Here is a 15205-nt window from a genome sequence, read left to right on the forward strand (position 1 = left end):
AAGCCCAACCACTCACCAATATCGGCTGCATTTTCGGGCTTCTGTTCGTATGCGAACGGAACTAGGCTTTCTTCCCGTGGATCATCCTGGAGGGGAGACGAACGATGCTGGATCGGCGACACATGTTGGCGGCGCTTGCGACTACCGCGCTCGCGGGCCTCGCTCCAACCGCGCTGTTTGCGGCCGCGTCAATCAAGCCGGACGAGGCCTCCGCCCTGCTCGTGATCGACGTGCAGAACTGCTTCCTGCCCGGCGGCAGCCTCGCGGTGAAGGAAGGCGAGCAGGTGGTGCCGGTCATCAACAAGATCGCGAAAGCGTTTGCGAACGTGGTGATGACGCAGGACTGGCACACGCCCGGCCACATCTCGTTCGCGTCGGTGCATTCCGGCAAGAAGCCGTTCGAGACCGTCGATCTTCCCTACGGCAAGCAGGTGCTGTGGCCGGACCATTGCGTGCAGGGCACCGACGGTGCGGCGCTGTCGAAGGACCTTGCGATCCCGCACGCCGAACTCATCATCCGCAAGGGTTTTCACAGGGACGTCGACAGCTACTCGGCCTTCCTCGAAGCCGACGGCAAGACCTCGACGGGCCTTGCCGGATACCTGAAGGGCCGCAAGATCAAGCGCGTCTTCGTCGCTGGCCTCGCGACCGATTTCTGCGTCGCCTGGACCGCGCTCGATGCGCGCAAGGCGGGCTTCGACGTCTATGTGGTGGAGGACGCCTGCCGCGGCATCGACACGCAGGGCTCGCTGGCAAAGGCCTGGGCCGATATGGCCAAGGCCGGCGTGAAGCGGATTCAGTCTGCCGATATCGCGGTGAGCGCGTAAGAGTTTCGCACCGTCATTCCGGGGCGATGCGAAGCGTCGAACCCGGAATGACGGCGAAGCCGTGAGACTCAATTCGTCGCGCCGCTCGACTCATTGTTGTTGGCCGCGGCCGCAGCCTTCGCGCCGCCCTTGGCGACACCGACCAGGGCGGGACGCAGCACGCGTTCGCCGATGGTGTAGCCGGCCTGCACGACCTGCACTACGGTGCCCGACGGCACCGACGCATCGGGCACCTCGAACATCGCCTGCTGGAAATTCGGGTCGAACTTCTGGCCCTGCGGATCGAACTTCTTCACGCCATGCTTTTCCAGCGCGTTGAGCAGCGAGCGCTCAGTGAGCTCGACGCCCTCGATCAACGAGATCAGGCCGGGATCGGCCGCGGCACGCGCCTCGGCCGGAACGGCATCGAGCGCGCGCTGGAGGTTGTCGGCGATGTCGAGCACGTCGCGGGCAAAGCCGGTGATGCCGTAGAGGCGGGCGTCGGCGACTTCCTTGGTGGTGCGCTTGCGCAAGTTCTCCATCTCGGCCAGCGTCCGCAGCATGCGGTCGCGCGCCTCGGCGGCTTCCTTCTGCAGCGTCTCGACCGAACCAGGCTCGGGATCGTCGGGCATGATGTAAGGCTTCGACACCACGGGCTCGCCGGTCGGCGCGGTCGTGTCTTCGGGTTGCCGGTCTTGATCGGTCATCGGCCTATTCTCGAACTCGTCTCAGGGGATTGTTGGCCCGGATATCGTGCCTAAGCTTACGAAAATCAAGCGCCTGTGATCGGAGGAAACGCCGGTCAGCCCCCCAAAAGGCGACTGACGATGCGGGCGGCGTAGTCCACCGTCGGGATCACGCGGGCATAATTCAGCCGCGTCGGGCCGATCACGCCGAGAACGCCGACGATATGGCCGGCGGCATCCCGATAGGGCGAGATGATGGTGGAGGAACCCGACAGCGAGAACAGCTTGTTCTCGCTCCCGATGAAAATTCGCACGCCTTCGGCGGTCTCGGCCCGGCCGAGCAGGTCGATGACGCCGCGCTTGGTCTCGAGATCGTCGAACAACAGGCGCACCCGCTCCAGATCCTCCAGCGCGTGCAGATCCTCCAGAAGATTGGCGTGACCGCGGACGATGAGCTGGCGGTCCTCGTTCTCCCCGCCGGACCAGCTTGCGATGCCAGCCGAGATCACCTTTTGCGTCAGCTGATCGAGCTCGGCGCGGGCCTCCCCGAGCGCGGTCTCGAGCTCGAGCCGCGCCTCGGCCAGCGTGCGGCCGCGGATCCGCGCATTGAGGAAATTGCCGGCTTCGGTCAGCGCCGAGGAGGGAACTCCGGGCGGCAGCGTCAGCACACGGTTTTCGACCTGGCCATCCTCGCCGACCAGGATCACCAGCGCCTTCTCCGGTTCCAGGCGGACGAATTCGATGTGCTTGAGCCGCGCATTGGATTTCGGCGTCAGCACGACTGCGGCGGCACGGGTCAGGCCCGACAGCCGCATCAGGGCCTGGTCCAGCGCCGCCTCGACCGATTGCGCCTCGCCGACGGAAGAGAGCTGGCTCTGAATGGATCGCCGTTCGGCCTCGTTGAGGTCGCCGACCTGCATCAAGGCATCGACGAAGAAGCGCAGACCGAGTTCCGTCGGCAGCCGGCCGGCGGAGGTATGGGGCGCATAGATCAGGCCGAGCTGTTCCAGATCGGCCATGACATTCCGCACGGAGGCCGGCGACAGCGGCATCGCGATCAGGCGCGAGATATTGCGCGAGCCCATCGGCTCGCCGGTCGCGAGATAGCTTTCGACAATTTGACGAAAGATGTCGCGGGAACGCTCGTTGAGCTGGGCGAGGCCTGCGCGCGGCGCGATCAGATGGATCGGATCGTGATGGGCCACAGACGGTAACTCCTCTCAGATACTCATAATTTGTCCATCCCGGGCGCTTCTGACAAGCGTGGCGTTTACAGGCTCGAAATCAGGGGGTGAAAAAACCTTGCCGCCTACCCTCGCCCCTCCTACAAGCACCGCGAACAGCCTTTCCCGTGAGTTTTGGAGGATTTCCCATGCGGCCAAGCCGCCGTGCGCCCGACGAATTGCGCCCCGTGACGCTGGAGCGCGGCGTGGTCAAATATGCGGAAGGCTCGTGCCTGGTGAAATTCGGCGACACCCATGTGCTGGTCACCGCCACGCTGGAAGACCGCCTGCCGCCGTGGCTGAAGGGCCAGGGCCGCGGCTGGGTCACCGCCGAATACGGCATGCTGCCGCGCGCAACCTCCGAACGCACCCGCCGCGAGGCCTCCGCCGGCAAGCAGAGCGGCCGCACCGTCGAGATCCAGCGCCTGATCGGCCGCTCGCTTCGCACCATCGTCGATCTGGAAGCGCTCGGTGAGCGCCAGATCACGGTCGATTGCGACGTGCTCCAGGCCGACGGCGGCACCCGCACGGCCTCGATCACCGGCGCCTGGGTCGCGCTTGCCGATTGCATCAACTGGATGAAGGCGCGCAACATGATCAAGACCAACGTGCTGCGCGACAACGTCGCCGCGATCTCCTGCGGCATCTACAACGGCACGCCGGTGCTCGATCTCGACTACGCCGAGGATTCGGAAGCCGAGACCGACGCCAATTTCGTCATGACCGGCGACGGCCGCCTCATCGAGGTGCAGGGCACCGCGGAACGCGAGCCGTTCACCGAAACCGAGTTCCTGGCGTTGATGGCGCTGGCGCGCAAGGGCGTCGCGCGTCTGGTAGACTTGCAGAAACTGGCGGTAGCGTAGTCAATAGGCCATGCACCGCCGAATCACGGACAAGCTCGTCATCGCCACCCACAATCCCGGCAAGCTCGCCGAGATGCGGGAGCTGCTTGCCCCGTACGGCATCGAGGCGGTGTCGGCCGGAGATCTCGGCCTGAGCGAGCCCGAAGAGACCGGCAATGATTTCCGCAGCAATGCCGCGATCAAGGCGATCGCGGCGGCGCGGGCAAGCAAGCTCCCGTCCTTCGCCGATGATTCCGGCATCGTGGTCGACGCGCTCGACGGCGCGCCCGGCATTTTCTCCGCGCGCTGGGCCGGGCCAAACAAAGACTTCGCAGTGGCGATGGCACAGATCGAGCGCCTGCTCCAGGAGCGCGGCGCGACGATTCCGGCGAAGCGCACCGCACATTTCGTCTCCGCGCTCTGCGTCGCCTGGCCCGACGATCATCTCGAACAGGTCGAGGCGCGCGTCGACGGCACGCTGGTCTGGCCGCCGCGCGGTACCGCCGGCTTCGGCTACGACCCGATGTTTTTGCCCGACGGCCACAGCCGCACCTTCGGCGAGATGGACAGTATCGAGAAGCACGGCCTGCCGCCGCTCGGCCTCGGCCTGTCGCACCGCGCCCGCGCCTTCGTGAAACTGGCGGAGATCTGCCTTGAGCCGCGCTAAGGAAGCCTTCGGCGTCTACGTGCACTGGCCGTTCTGCCTGTCGAAATGCCCCTATTGCGACTTCAACAGCCATGTCCGCCACGCACCAATCGACGAAGCGCGCTTCGCCTCGGCCTTCGCCCGCGAGATCGCAGCGACCGCCGAACGCGCGCCCGGCCGGGAGGTCACCTCGATCTTTCTCGGCGGCGGCACGCCGTCATTGATGCAGCCCGCAACCGTCGGCGCAGTGCTCGATGCGATCGGCAAGCACTGGCATGTTGCTGACGATGTCGAGGTGACGCTGGAGGCAAACCCGACCAGCGTCGAGGCCACACGCTTCGCCGGCTATCGCGCCGCCGGCGTCAACCGCGTCTCGCTCGGCGTGCAGGCGCTCGACGATGCCTCGTTGAAGGCGCTCGGCCGCATGCACAGTGCGCGCGAGGCCCTCGATGCCGTCGCCATCGCGCGCCGCTCGTTCGACCGTTATTCGTTCGACCTGATCTACGCCCGTCCTGACCAGACCCCGGCGATGTGGGCCGAGGAGTTGCGTCTCGCGATCGATGAAGCGGCCGAGCATCTGTCGCTCTACCAATTGACGATCGAGGAAGGCACGCCGTTCTTCGGCCTGCACCAGGCGGGCAAGCTTAAGACACCGGACGAAGCCGTCGCGCGTGCGCTTTACGACGTCACGCAGGAAACCTGCGACAAGCTCGGCCTGCCCGCCTACGAGATCTCCAACCACGCGCGGCGCGGCGCCGAGTGCCGGCACAATCTGGTCTATTGGCGCGGCGAGGAATATGCCGGCATCGGCCCCGGCGCCCACGGCCGCCTCGACATCGACGGCGTGCGCCATGCCACCGCCACCGAGAAGCGCCCCGAGGCCTGGTTGGTGCGGGTCGAGACCAACGGCGACGGCGTCGTCACCGACGAGCTCCTCAACAGCGAGGAACGCGCCGACGAATTCTTGCTGATGGGGCTGCGCCTCGCCGAGGGCATCGACCCCGAGCGCTACAGAGCCCTCTCCGGCCGCCCGCTCGACCCCGGTCGCATCGCGCTGCTCCGCGAGGAAGGCGCGATCACGGTCGACGCGACGGGCCGGCTGCGCGTGACCAGCAGCGGTTTTCCGGTGCTGGATGCTGTGGTCGCGGATTTGGCGGCGTAAGCCTCAGCCAAGTCATTGGTGCGCTCCCTCGCCCGCTTGCGGGAGAGGGTTGGGGAGAGGGTGTTTCCGCAACGGGAGAATCCCCAAGAAGAAAGAACCCTCACCCGGCGCTACGCGCCGACCTCTCCCGCAAGCGGGAGAGGTGAACCATCAAGCCCCAAAACTCTTCGGCGAGCCCGCGACCGCAACGCCGCCACCCTGCGTCACCTTCATGACCGCAAGCCCGCGCTCGTTGGTGCCGTCGGCGCGGAAGCGAAACAGACCGTCGATGCCGGCAAAGCCCGAGGGGTTGGTGAGCACATCAGGCGAGAAGCGCGTCGTGCCTTGCGTGCGCGCGAGCGCGGCGACGAGGGCGACCGCATCATAGGCGAGCGTCGCGGTGCGTATCGGGTCGGCGCCGTATTTGGTGCGATAACGGCCGGAGAACGCGCGAAAACCGGCCGGGTCCGGCGCGGCATAGAGACCGCCTTGCAACGCAGCGCTGGCATAGACGCGCGGATTGTCCCACAGGCCGGTGCCGAGTAGTTGGATGTTGCGCAAATTCGCACCCGCCGCAGTCATCGCATCCGCCACCGAGACGACGGCATCGCCGTCATCAGCAATGAACAGCGCGTCCGCGCCGCCGAGCTGCTGCGCCACAGTCCGCGCCGGCGTGGCGCGATCGGCGCCGTATTTCTCGAAGGCGACGATGCGCCCGCCACGCCGCGGCACCGCCGCCTTCACGGCGGCTTCGACGACATTGCCATAGGCATTGTCGGGCACGAGCACGGCGACGGAGCGTTTTCCGATGCTGGCGGAATATTCGACGATGCGGTTGACGTCGGACTCCGGCAGGAAGCTCAGCAGATAGACGCCGCGTCCGGCGATGCTGGAATCGGTCGAGAACGCGATCACCGAAATGCCACGCGTGCGCGCGACCTGCGCCACCGCAGGCACCGACTGCGCGAACAGCGGTCCCAGGATGATCTCGGCGCCCTCATCGACCGCCTGCTGCGCACCTGCTTGCGCGCCTTGCGGGCTGCCATTGTCGTCCTTGATCAGGAGCTGGATGTTCGGGTTTTGGAACTCGGCCAGCGCCATCTCGGCGGCGTTGCGCATGGATTGTGCCGCGAGGCCCGCATTGCCGGCGGCCGAGAGCGGCAGGATCACGGCGACCTTCACCCCGCCGGTGCCCGCGGTCGCGGCCTGTTGCGGCGGGCCAGCCGGCTGAGCCGGGGGCGCCGAGCTGGAGAACTGACTGAGACTCTGCTGCACGCCGGCGCAGGCCGACAGCAAGGGCGCGCCGAGCAGGAGGCCGAGCGCACTCCGCCGGGTCGCCGCCGACGATCGGGGCCCGGGAGCGGAAGACTCCTCCGAAGAGGAAGATCTGGGATGACGCGGGCCCACCATGGCAACTTCTCTTCCGACCGGCCGTCGGCAGCCGGTCACTCCTTCCACGACACAAGCCGGGGATTCAGGCATATTGTCGACGAATAGTTAACCAAAACAAAAGGATAATAGCCACTTAACCCGGCCGCCTTCCGTCCTGGCCAACTGCTCACGCACTCACGCAGCATCAAGGCGGCGTTTCGGTCGCGAATATGGCGCGAGGACCCTTACTCCCTCGCAACGCGATCCCGGATCGATCACATTCCCGTCCGCCCTCACCTCGGCACGATCTTTTTCGAAGAGCCGGTTCCCAGCCCTGCGGATCGTGCCTAAGTTGACTTCATTATGCGCGCAAAGCCGGCCCCGATAAATACGCCTGAAGCTCAAGATGCCGCCTCGCGCGGCTTCTCCATCGACGCCCATCGGCTTACGGCGCCGAAGGCGGCGCCCGGCCTTCATCTGGTGGCGACGCCCATCGGCAATCTCGGCGACATCACCCTGCGGGCGCTTCAGACGCTCGCCGGCGTCGACGTCATCGCCTGCGAGGACACCCGCATCACCCGGCGCCTGACCGAGCGCTACGCCATCGCTGCACAACTCAAGCCCTATCACGAGCACAACGCGGAAGCCGCGCGCCCAAAGATCCTGGAGGCGCTTGCGGCAGGCGGCTCGGTCGCGCTGGTCTCTGACGCCGGCACGCCGCTGATCTCCGATCCCGGCTTCAAGCTGGTGCGCGAGGTCTGCGCTGCCGGCCATGCGGTCTATGCGCTGCCCGGCCCGTCGTCGGTGCTGGCGGCGCTGTCCGTCGCCGCGCTGCCGACCGACCGCTTCTTCTTCGAAGGCTTTTTGCCGGCGAAATCGGCCGCGCGCCGCGCACGCCTGGCCGAGCTTGCGCGCATCGACGCGACGCTGGTGATGTTCGAATCGGGCAATCGCATGCAGGCCACATTGACCGATCTCGCCGAGATCATGGGTGAACGAGAGGCCGCGGTTTGCCGCGAGCTGACGAAGTTGCACGAGGAGGTCAGGCGTGCGCCCCTCGCCGAGTTCGCGCGGCAAGCCGACGCGCCGGAGACGCGCGGTGAATTCGTTCTGGTGATCGGTCCGCCTGCAGCAACCGCCGACGTGCTGGCATCGGATGCGCTCGACGATCTCTTGCGCGAGCAGCTGGCCGCGCACAGCGTCAGGGATGCCGTGGCGCATGCGGTCGCACTTTCGGGCCGGCCACGACGCGAGGTCTACGCCCGCGCGCTCGAGCTCGCCAAAGACGTGCACAAGGACTTGCGGGGCGGCGATGGCGAAGACTGAGGTCCCGGCGGAACCGAAAGTCGCCTCGCCCGAGCGCGTCGCCGCGTTCCGCACCGGCATCTCCGCCGAGAGCCGCGCCGCCGCCTTTCTCATGGCCAAGGGCTATCGCATCCTCGCCAAGCGTTATCGCACCCCGCATGGCGAGATCGACATCGTGGCGCGCCGCCGCAATCTGATCGCCTTCGTCGAGGTCAAGGCGCGGGCGACGCTGGATGACGCCGCCTTCGCGGTGACGCCGCGCCAGCAGCAGCGCATCATCGATGCCGCACAAGGCTGGCTCGTGGCGCATCCCGAGCATGCCGAATTCGAATTGCGATTCGACGCCATGCTGATTGCGCCGCGATCACTTCCGCGCCATGTGTTGGCGGCATTCGACGCCTCGACCTGAAAGGCAGACCATGAAACTGAACGTCGCCGTCCAGATGGACCCCATCGCCCGTATCAACATCAAGGGCGATTCCACCTTTGCACTGCTCCTGGAGGCGCAGAAGCGCGGCCACGGCCTGTCCTATTACACGCCGGACAAGCTCTCGATGGTCGGCGACGAGCTGGTCGCTCCGGTTCAGCTCCTCACGGTGCGCGACGAGCCCGGCGACCATTTCACCCTCGGGGAGCCCAGGCGCGAGGCGCTCAACGGCTTTGACGTGGTGCTGCTCCGCCAGGACCCGCCGTTCGACCTCGCCTACATCACCTCGACGCATTTCCTGGAGCGCATCCATCCGAAGACGCTGGTCGTCAACGATCCCGCCTCGGTGCGGAATGCGCCGGAAAAGCTGTTCGTCATGAACTTTCCGCAGCTGATGCCGCCGACCCTGATCTCGCGCGACCTCGACGAGATCAACGCCTTTCGCGACAAACATGGAGCCGTTGTCATGAAGCCGCTGCACGGCCATGGCGGCGCCGCGGTTTTCCGCGTGATGCCGCAGGACATGAATTTCGGCTCGCTATTCGACATGTTCTCGGTGACGTTCAAAGAGCCCTGGGTGATCCAGCAATTCATCCCCGAGGTGAAGCACGGCGACAAGCGGATCATCCTCGTCAACGGCGAGTTCGCCGGCGCGGTAAACCGCGTGCCGGCCGCGGACGACCTCCGCTCCAACATGGTGCGCGGCGGCGCGGCGCAGGAGACCGAGCTCACGGTGCGCGAGCGCGAGATCTGCGCCACCGTCGGACCGGCGCTGCGCGAGCGCGGCCTCCTGTTCGTCGGCCTCGACGTCATCAACGGCAACCTCACCGAGATCAACGTCACCTCGCCGACCGGCATCCGCGCCATTACGCGGCTCGGCGGCCCAGATGTGGCGGCGAAGATCTGGGACGCGATCGAGCAGAAGCGGGCGAAGTAGCGTCGGGCTACGCAGGCGTCAATTTATCACCGTCATCCTGAGGCGCTTGTCCTGCATAGCAGGACGAGCCTCGAAGGACGACGGCCCGGCTGCATCCCGGCCGCTCATCCTTCGAGGCTCGCCTTGCGATGCGTTGCATCGACAGCCTCGCACCTCAGGATCACGGATCGCCGACGCGTCGCAGCACACACTGCGATGACGCGCGACTTCGAGCCTCTCCCATCACTAACCACCCATTCACCATGACGCCCCCGCGCTGCATCCGCACGCGTCTCACGCGCTACGTGAATCTACGGGGCCGCTGGCCGACCGAATAACGCTGCGTTCACCATCTGCCGAAAACCCGCAGCGTGATCGGCCATCACATTCGACCTCGCAACACCCCTTATACTTTTACTCCCTACTCATCGACGCGGGGGAACCCGCCACGTGCGGTTCGAGTGCCCCGCGTGAGAGTAGAAGCGTATGAATACCGCGCGCATTGTCGTTCTCGTCATCGCACTGGGCGCCGGCGGCGTCGCTGCGTATCTGGCGAGCAGCTATCAGAGTGCGCCCTCGCCCGTTCTGCCCGTCGCCGAGAAGCTTCCGACGGTCGAGGTCCTGGTCGCGAAAAACGACATCGGGCTCGGCCAGGCCGTGAAGCCCGAGGATCTGCTATGGCAGGCCTGGCCGGCGGCGACCGCGAGCAACGCCTTCATCCGCCGCGACAGCAGGCCCGAGGCGCAGACCCAGATCGCCGGCTCGATCGCGCGCGTGCCGTTGATGCAGGGCGAGCCGATCCGCGAGCAGAAGCTGGTCAGGGCCGAAGGCTCCGGCTTCATGGCTGCGATCCTGCCTTCCGGCATGCGGGCCGTCTCCACCGAAATTTCAGCCGAGACCGGCGCCGGCGGCTTCATCCTGCCGAACGACCGCGTCGACATCGTGCTGACCCGCCGCCTGAAAAATCCCGACACCAACGGACCGACCGGCGGCAATGACCTGATCGTGTCCGAGGTCATCCTGACCAACATCCGCGTGCTCGCGATCGACCAGGCGCCGAAGGAGAAGGACGGCCAGACCGCCGTGATCGGCAAGACCGTCACGCTCGAGCTCAAGCCTGACCAGGTCGCCACGCTGTCGGCTGCGCGCCAGGGCGGCACGCTCCAGCTCGCGCTGCGGAGCATCGTCGATGCCAACGCAGTCGATGGCACGCCCGAGGACCAGGCGGTCAAGCGTCCCGCCGGCGTGAATGTAATTCGTTACGGCGTGCAGGCGCGGCAACTGACGTCACAGAAGTGATGATGGGGATAGCATGAACTACGGGGATGATCGGACGGGCGTGCGCATTCGGGGGAAGCGCGCGCGCTCGTTCTTGGCGGGGACGATGCTGATGCTGGGGCTGCTCGCAGCCCCCGACCGGCTCAGTGCCGCGGACGCACCGGTCGGCGACCAGACACCGATGCAAGCGCCTGATCTCGGTGTGTCGCCGGTCGCGACGATCGCGCCGGCACGGACGCGCTTCCTGTCGCTCGGCGTCGGCAAGTCCGTCGTCATCGACCTGCCGCGCGAGGTCAAGGACGTGCTGGTGGCCGATCCCAAGATCGCCAACGCGGTGATTCGCTCGGCGCAGCGCGCCTATATCATCGGCGGCCAGGTCGGCCAGACCAACGTGGTGTTCTTCACCGCCGACGGCCAGCAGGTCGCCTCCTACGACATCGCGGTGAAGCGCGACCTCAACGGCATGCGCGCCGCGCTGCGCCAGTCGCTGCCGGGCGTGCAAATCGAAGGCGTCGGCGACAGCGTGATGCTGACGGGCTCGGTATCGAGCCCGGTCGAGGCCCAGCAGGCCGGCGACGTCGCCGCAAAGCTCGTCGGCGGCAGCGACAAGGTCGTCAACAACATCGTCGTGCGCGGCCGCGACCAGGTGATGCTCAAGGTCGTCGTCGGCGAAGTCCGCCGCGATATCGTCAAGCAACTGGGCGTCGATCTCAGCGCCAGCCTGAATGCCGGCACCGCCGTGGTGAACTTCAACAACTCCAACCCGTTCTCGGTCTCTGGTGGACCGATCGTCGCCAACAACGGGCTCGGCGTCGCCGGCCTCGCCAAGGGCGTCGCCACCGTGAGTGCCACGATGCGCGCAATGGAAAGCGCCGGCGTCATGCGCACCCTGGCCGAGCCGAGCCTGACCGCGATCTCGGGCGAATCCGCAACCTTCATCGCCGGCGGCGAATTCCCGATTCCGGCCGGCTATTCCTGCGATCCGGTCACCCACGTCTGTACCACCCAGGTCACCTACAAGAAGTTCGGCATCTCCCTGAATTTCACCCCGGTCGTGCTCAGCGAAGGCCGCATCAGCCTGCGCGTCATGACCGAGGTCTCGGAGCTGTCGAATACGAACGCGATCACGCTGACGCAGGCGGTGTCCTCGACCTCGAGCAACTCCATCACGATTCCCTCGGTTCAGACCCGCCGCGCCGAAACGACGCTGGAAATTCCCTCCGGCGGCTCGATGGCGATGGCCGGCCTGATCCAGCAGCACACCAAGCAGGCGATCAACGGCCTGCCCGGCGTCGACCAGGTGCCGATCATCGGCGCGCTGTTCCGCAGCCAGGACTTCGTCAACAACGAGACCGAGCTGATGGTGATCGTGACGCCCTATGTGGTGCGCGCCGTCGCCCAGAAGGAATTGTCGCGGCCCGACGATGGTTTCGCGCCGGCCTCCGACGCGCAGACGGCGCTGCTCGGCCGCATGAACCGCCTTTATGGCATCGCGCGCCGCGTCGATCCGATCAACGGCACGCCTGGCGATTTCGGTTTCATCATCGACTGACGACGAGCGGACGGCCCGGGGGAACGGGACAGGAAACGGGGCAAGAGGGGATCAAGCGATGACGAGGACGATAGCCGACCGACGCCGCCACTTCAGCGTAGCGATGGCGCTGACGGGACTGTCCGTCATGCTGGGTGCGTGCAACACCACCGGTGAAATCGTCACTCAGACGGTGCCGACCGACTATCGCCAGCGCCACCCGATCGCGGTGCAGGAGGGCAAGCGCTCGATCGTGATCTTCGTCGGCAAGGCGCGCGGCGGCCTCTCGGCTGCGCAACACGCGGATGTCGTCGGCATTGCCCGGGACTGGGTGCGCGAAGGCACCGGCTCCGTCGTCGTCGACGTGCCCACCGACACCGCGAATTCGCGCGCGGCGGCGGCAACCTATCAGGAAATCCGCTCCGTGCTCGCATCCGGCGGCGTGCCCTCGCGCGCCATCGTCCAGCATCCCTATCGTCCCGAGGATCCCGGCCTCCTGCCGACGATCCGGCTGAGCTATTCCAAGATCAGCGCGGTGGCCGGACCCTGCGGACTGTGGCCGGAAGACGTTGGTCCGAACATCCTCGACCCCGGCTACAACGAGAACCGGCCGTATTTCAATCTGGGCTGCGCCAGCCAGCGCAACCTCGCGGCCATGATCGACAACCCCGCCGACCTCGAGCAGCCGCGCGCCGAGACGCCCGCCTACACCGCTCGGCGCGACATCGCCTTCGACCGCTATCGCAAGGGCTCGCCCACTGCGACTGCCTATCCCGAGGCCGACAAGGCCAAACTCAGCGACACCGGCAAATGACAGGCATCCACGACGAAGACGCGGACGATCCGCGGCACCCCGACGAACACATTGCGCCGGTTCCCCGCATCTCGGTGCAGGCCTTTTGTGAGACCGAGCAGACGCTCGCCGCGGTGACCGCGGCGGGGGAGGATCGCCGGCTCGCCAAGGCGCATCTCACTGCCAGGGACGGTGGCCTTGCTGCGGCGATCGAAGTCTATGAATCGATGCCGACGCCGAACGTGATCGTGATCGAGTCCGACGGCACGCGCGACATCCTGGAGGGGCTCGACGACCTCGCCGGCGTCTGCGATCCCGGTACCCGCGTCGTGGTGATCGGCAATCCCAACGACACCGCGCCCTATCGCGAGCTGGTCCGCCGCGGCGTCAACGATTACGTGGTCGGACCGGTCGAAACCCTCGACGTGGTCCGCTCGATCTGCAGCCTGTTCTCGGCGTCGGAAGCCATCATCACCGGCCGTGTCATCGCGGTGGTCGGCGCCAAGGGCGGCGTCGGCGCGTCCACCGTCGCGCACAACGTGGCCTGGACCATCGCCCGCGATCTCGCGCTCGATTCCGTCGTGATCGATCTCGACCTCGCCTTCGGCACCGCGAGCCTCGACTACAATCAGGATCCGGTGCAGGGCATCGCCAACGCGGTGCTGTCACAGGACCGGCCGGACACGGCGCTGATGGAGCGCCTGCTCGCCAAATGCACCGAGCGTCTCAGCCTGCTGGCCGCGCCCGCGACGCTCGACCGCGTCTACGATTTCGGCGCCGAAGCCTTCGACGCGGTGTTCGACACGCTGCGCATGACCACGCCTTGCATCGTGCTCGATGTTCCCCACCAATGGTCGGGCTGGACCCGGCGCGCGTTGGTCAACGCCGACGACATCGTGATCGTCGCCGAGCCCGATCTCGCCAATTTGCGCAACACCAAGAACATGCTGAGCGTGCTCAAGGCGGCGCGGCCGAACGACCGGCCGCCGCTGTACTGCCTCAACCAGGTCGGCATGCACAAGCGGGCGGAGATCGAGGTCAAAGCCTTCGCCAAGACCATGGAGAGCCAGCCGCTCGCGGTGATCCCGTTCGATTCGAAGCTGTTCTCGACCGCTGCCAACAATGGCCAGATGATCGCGGAGGTCTCCAAGAGTCACCGCACCACCCTTCTGTTCCAGAGCATGGCGAACCGCCTCGCCGGCCGCGGCGAGATGAAGAAGCCGAAGCGTTCGCTGGTCGGGCCGCTGCTGAAAAAGCTGAAGGGCAGGTCGGGCCGCGGATCCGCCCCGCATCGCAAGGCGTCGTAAGGCTGGAAGCGTCTTCGAGCGAACTGGCTACCGGTTCGTGCGAAGACAACGCGTCAAAACGAGAATCTACGAAGAGAAGAGCGTGGGCTATCTGTCCGCCCGCTGCTGCTTCTTCGCGAGCAATTGCCGCAGCGCCGTGACCTTTGCCGCCGCCTGATCCGGCGGCAGATCGGCCTTCACGATGGCCTCGGCCTCCGCCTGCTTTCCTTCCAGCCCCAGCACGAGCGCGAGATTGGCGCGCACGCGGGGGTCAGTGGGATTGCGCTCATGCGCGCGGCGCATCGTTTCCTCTGCCCGCGGCAGATTGTTCTGGAGCATGTAGGACAGGCCGAGATTGGACAACACCTGCGGCTCGTCGGGCACGATCTTCAGGGCGGTCGCGTAATATTGCTGCGCCTCCTCGTTGCGGCCGAGCTGATCGAGCGCCGCGCCCTGCGCCGACAGGATGCGCCAATCCGGATCCTCGGGCGTATGCGCACGGCCGAGAACATCGAAGGCCTGCTGAAAATTGCCGTTGTCGGCGAGCGCGCGGCCATAGCCGGCGAGCAATGCCTTGTTGCTGGGATGGGCGAGCACGGCCTGCTCCATCACCGCGACGGCCTGCGCCCGCTGGCCGCTCTCGCGCAGCGCCTTGCCGTAGGCGAGCGCAACGCTGGGATCGCCGGGCTTGGCGCGGTAGCGCTCACGCAGGGCGTCCATGTCCGGCCTGGCGTCGGCCGTGACGGTCGTTTCAGATCTGACGCCGAGCGCGCCGGTCACATCCTCGATGCCATTGGTCTGGCAGCCGCCGAGCACGAGCACCATCAACGCGGGAAGCAGGAATTTCGCCGAAGGAAAGGCGGCGGACGGACGCTTGGGCATACTCTGATCACTCGGCGACTGATCAGAGATGCTTACCCATTAACGCTAAAGCCCGGTTAAGGAGGCGCAACC

15 protein-coding genes are annotated in these 15205 nt (G+C 66.4%); 11 read left to right on the plus strand and 4 right to left on the minus strand.

Features of this window, described 5'->3' with window-relative positions; translation table 11 throughout:
• The first annotated feature begins 104 nt into the window (after window positions 1-104).
• Window positions 105-827 carry a bifunctional nicotinamidase/pyrazinamidase gene (gene pncA / locus XH85_RS01740; protein WP_128930479.1) on the plus strand — a complete coding sequence of 241 codons (723 nt, stop codon included), beginning with the start codon at window positions 105-107 and terminating at the stop codon, window positions 825-827.
• Window positions 828-895: 68 nt separating this feature from the next.
• Here the strand turns inward: pncA and grpE are convergent, their stop codons facing one another.
• Window positions 896-1513, minus strand: coding sequence for a nucleotide exchange factor GrpE (grpE, locus tag XH85_RS01745; RefSeq protein WP_128930480.1), 618 nt, complete (start codon window positions 1511-1513; stop codon window positions 896-898).
• Between the two features lie 95 nt (window positions 1514-1608).
• Complete coding sequence (gene hrcA / locus XH85_RS01750; protein WP_128930481.1) at window positions 1609-2697, minus strand: heat-inducible transcriptional repressor HrcA; 1089 nt, start codon at window positions 2695-2697, stop codon at window positions 1609-1611.
• Window positions 2698-2864: 167 nt separating this feature from the next.
• On the opposite strand from hrcA, the gene rph reads away from it, so the two are divergent.
• Genes rph through hemW form a run of 3 tightly spaced genes read left to right on the plus strand, consistent with a single transcriptional unit; the run spans window position 2865 to window position 5365 of the window.
• Window positions 2865-3578, plus strand: coding sequence for a ribonuclease PH (gene rph, locus XH85_RS01755; protein ID WP_091882509.1), 714 nt, complete (start codon window positions 2865-2867; stop codon window positions 3576-3578).
• A gap of 10 nt (window positions 3579-3588) precedes the next feature.
• The gene (gene rdgB / locus XH85_RS01760) at window positions 3589-4224 is read left to right on the plus strand and encodes an RdgB/HAM1 family non-canonical purine NTP pyrophosphatase (RefSeq protein WP_128930482.1); all 636 of its coding nucleotides are present in this window, start codon (window positions 3589-3591) and stop codon (window positions 4222-4224) included.
• On the plus strand, window positions 4211-5365 hold the full coding sequence (gene hemW / locus XH85_RS01765) for a radical SAM family heme chaperone HemW (protein WP_128930483.1): 1155 nt from the start codon (window positions 4211-4213) through the stop codon (window positions 5363-5365). Before rdgB ends, hemW begins: the two co-directional genes overlap by 14 nt.
• Before the next feature lie 150 nt (window positions 5366-5515).
• On the opposite strand, the gene XH85_RS01770 is transcribed toward hemW, so the two are convergent.
• The gene (locus tag XH85_RS01770) at window positions 5516-6754 is read right to left on the minus strand and encodes a penicillin-binding protein activator (RefSeq protein WP_206734803.1); all 1239 of its coding nucleotides are present in this window, start codon (window positions 6752-6754) and stop codon (window positions 5516-5518) included.
• Between the two features lie 324 nt (window positions 6755-7078).
• Here XH85_RS01770 and rsmI point away from each other — a divergent pair, with 324 nt between their 5' ends.
• The 7 genes from rsmI to XH85_RS01805 all read left to right on the plus strand — a co-directional run bounded on the left by rsmI (window position 7079) and on the right by XH85_RS01805 (window position 14272).
• A complete protein-coding gene (gene rsmI / locus XH85_RS01775; protein ID WP_128930484.1) occupies window positions 7079-8041 on the plus strand; it encodes a 16S rRNA (cytidine(1402)-2'-O)-methyltransferase in 963 nt (320 codons plus the stop codon).
• Window positions 8028-8429, plus strand: coding sequence for a YraN family protein (locus XH85_RS01780; protein WP_128930485.1), 402 nt, complete (start codon window positions 8028-8030; stop codon window positions 8427-8429). Before rsmI ends, XH85_RS01780 begins: the two co-directional genes overlap by 14 nt.
• A 10-nt stretch (window positions 8430-8439) precedes the next feature.
• Window positions 8440-9384 carry a glutathione synthase gene (gshB, locus tag XH85_RS01785; RefSeq protein WP_128930486.1) on the plus strand — a complete coding sequence of 315 codons (945 nt, stop codon included), beginning with the start codon at window positions 8440-8442 and terminating at the stop codon, window positions 9382-9384.
• Between the two features lie 465 nt (window positions 9385-9849).
• Window positions 9850-10662: a Flp pilus assembly protein CpaB gene (gene cpaB, locus XH85_RS01790; protein ID WP_128930487.1), complete on the plus strand. Its 813-nt coding sequence runs from the start codon at window positions 9850-9852 to the stop codon at window positions 10660-10662.
• 13 nt (window positions 10663-10675) lie between these two features.
• A complete protein-coding gene (locus tag XH85_RS01795; RefSeq protein ID WP_091882534.1) occupies window positions 10676-12193 on the plus strand; it encodes a type II and III secretion system protein family protein in 1518 nt (505 codons plus the stop codon).
• Between the two features lie 58 nt (window positions 12194-12251).
• Window positions 12252-12986, plus strand: a complete 735-nt coding sequence (locus XH85_RS01800; protein ID WP_128930488.1) for a CpaD family pilus assembly protein — start codon at window positions 12252-12254, stop codon at window positions 12984-12986.
• Complete coding sequence (locus XH85_RS01805; RefSeq protein WP_128930489.1) at window positions 12983-14272, plus strand: CpaE/TadZ family protein; 1290 nt, start codon at window positions 12983-12985, stop codon at window positions 14270-14272. Before XH85_RS01800 ends, XH85_RS01805 begins: the two co-directional genes overlap by 4 nt.
• A gap of 87 nt (window positions 14273-14359) precedes the next feature.
• On the opposite strand, the gene XH85_RS01810 is transcribed toward XH85_RS01805, so the two are convergent.
• The gene (locus XH85_RS01810) at window positions 14360-15133 is read right to left on the minus strand and encodes a tetratricopeptide repeat protein (protein WP_128930490.1); all 774 of its coding nucleotides are present in this window, start codon (window positions 15131-15133) and stop codon (window positions 14360-14362) included.
• Window positions 15134-15205 lie beyond the last annotated feature (72 nt).

It is taken from the genome of Bradyrhizobium zhanjiangense (assembly GCF_004114935.1).
In the GTDB taxonomy this organism is placed as follows: Bacteria; Pseudomonadota; Alphaproteobacteria; order Rhizobiales; family Xanthobacteraceae; genus Bradyrhizobium; species Bradyrhizobium zhanjiangense.

Bases quoted from the DNA above. Each gene is read 5' to 3' on its own strand.
- XH85_RS01800 (WP_128930488.1), top strand. From the start codon at position 12,252: ATGACGAGGACGATAGCCGACCGACGCCGCCACTTCAGCGTAGCGATG.
- XH85_RS01810 (WP_128930490.1), bottom strand. From the start codon at position 15,133: ATGCCCAAGCGTCCGTCCGCCGCCTTTCCTTCGGCGAAATTCCTGCTT.
- rph (WP_091882509.1), top strand. From the start codon at position 2,865: ATGCGGCCAAGCCGCCGTGCGCCCGACGAATTGCGCCCCGTGACGCTG.
- pncA (WP_128930479.1), top strand. From the start codon at position 105: ATGCTGGATCGGCGACACATGTTGGCGGCGCTTGCGACTACCGCGCTC.
- XH85_RS01795 (WP_091882534.1), top strand. From the start codon at position 10,676: ATGAACTACGGGGATGATCGGACGGGCGTGCGCATTCGGGGGAAGCGC.
- XH85_RS01780 (WP_128930485.1), top strand. From the start codon at position 8,028: ATGGCGAAGACTGAGGTCCCGGCGGAACCGAAAGTCGCCTCGCCCGAG.
- gshB (WP_128930486.1), top strand. From the start codon at position 8,440: ATGAAACTGAACGTCGCCGTCCAGATGGACCCCATCGCCCGTATCAAC.
- grpE (WP_128930480.1), bottom strand. From the start codon at position 1,513: ATGACCGATCAAGACCGGCAACCCGAAGACACGACCGCGCCGACCGGC.
- rsmI (WP_128930484.1), top strand. From the start codon at position 7,079: ATGCGCGCAAAGCCGGCCCCGATAAATACGCCTGAAGCTCAAGATGCC.
- XH85_RS01805 (WP_128930489.1), top strand. From the start codon at position 12,983: ATGACAGGCATCCACGACGAAGACGCGGACGATCCGCGGCACCCCGAC.
- rdgB (WP_128930482.1), top strand. From the start codon at position 3,589: ATGCACCGCCGAATCACGGACAAGCTCGTCATCGCCACCCACAATCCC.
- cpaB (WP_128930487.1), top strand. From the start codon at position 9,850: ATGAATACCGCGCGCATTGTCGTTCTCGTCATCGCACTGGGCGCCGGC.
- XH85_RS01770 (WP_206734803.1), bottom strand. From the start codon at position 6,754: ATGGTGGGCCCGCGTCATCCCAGATCTTCCTCTTCGGAGGAGTCTTCC.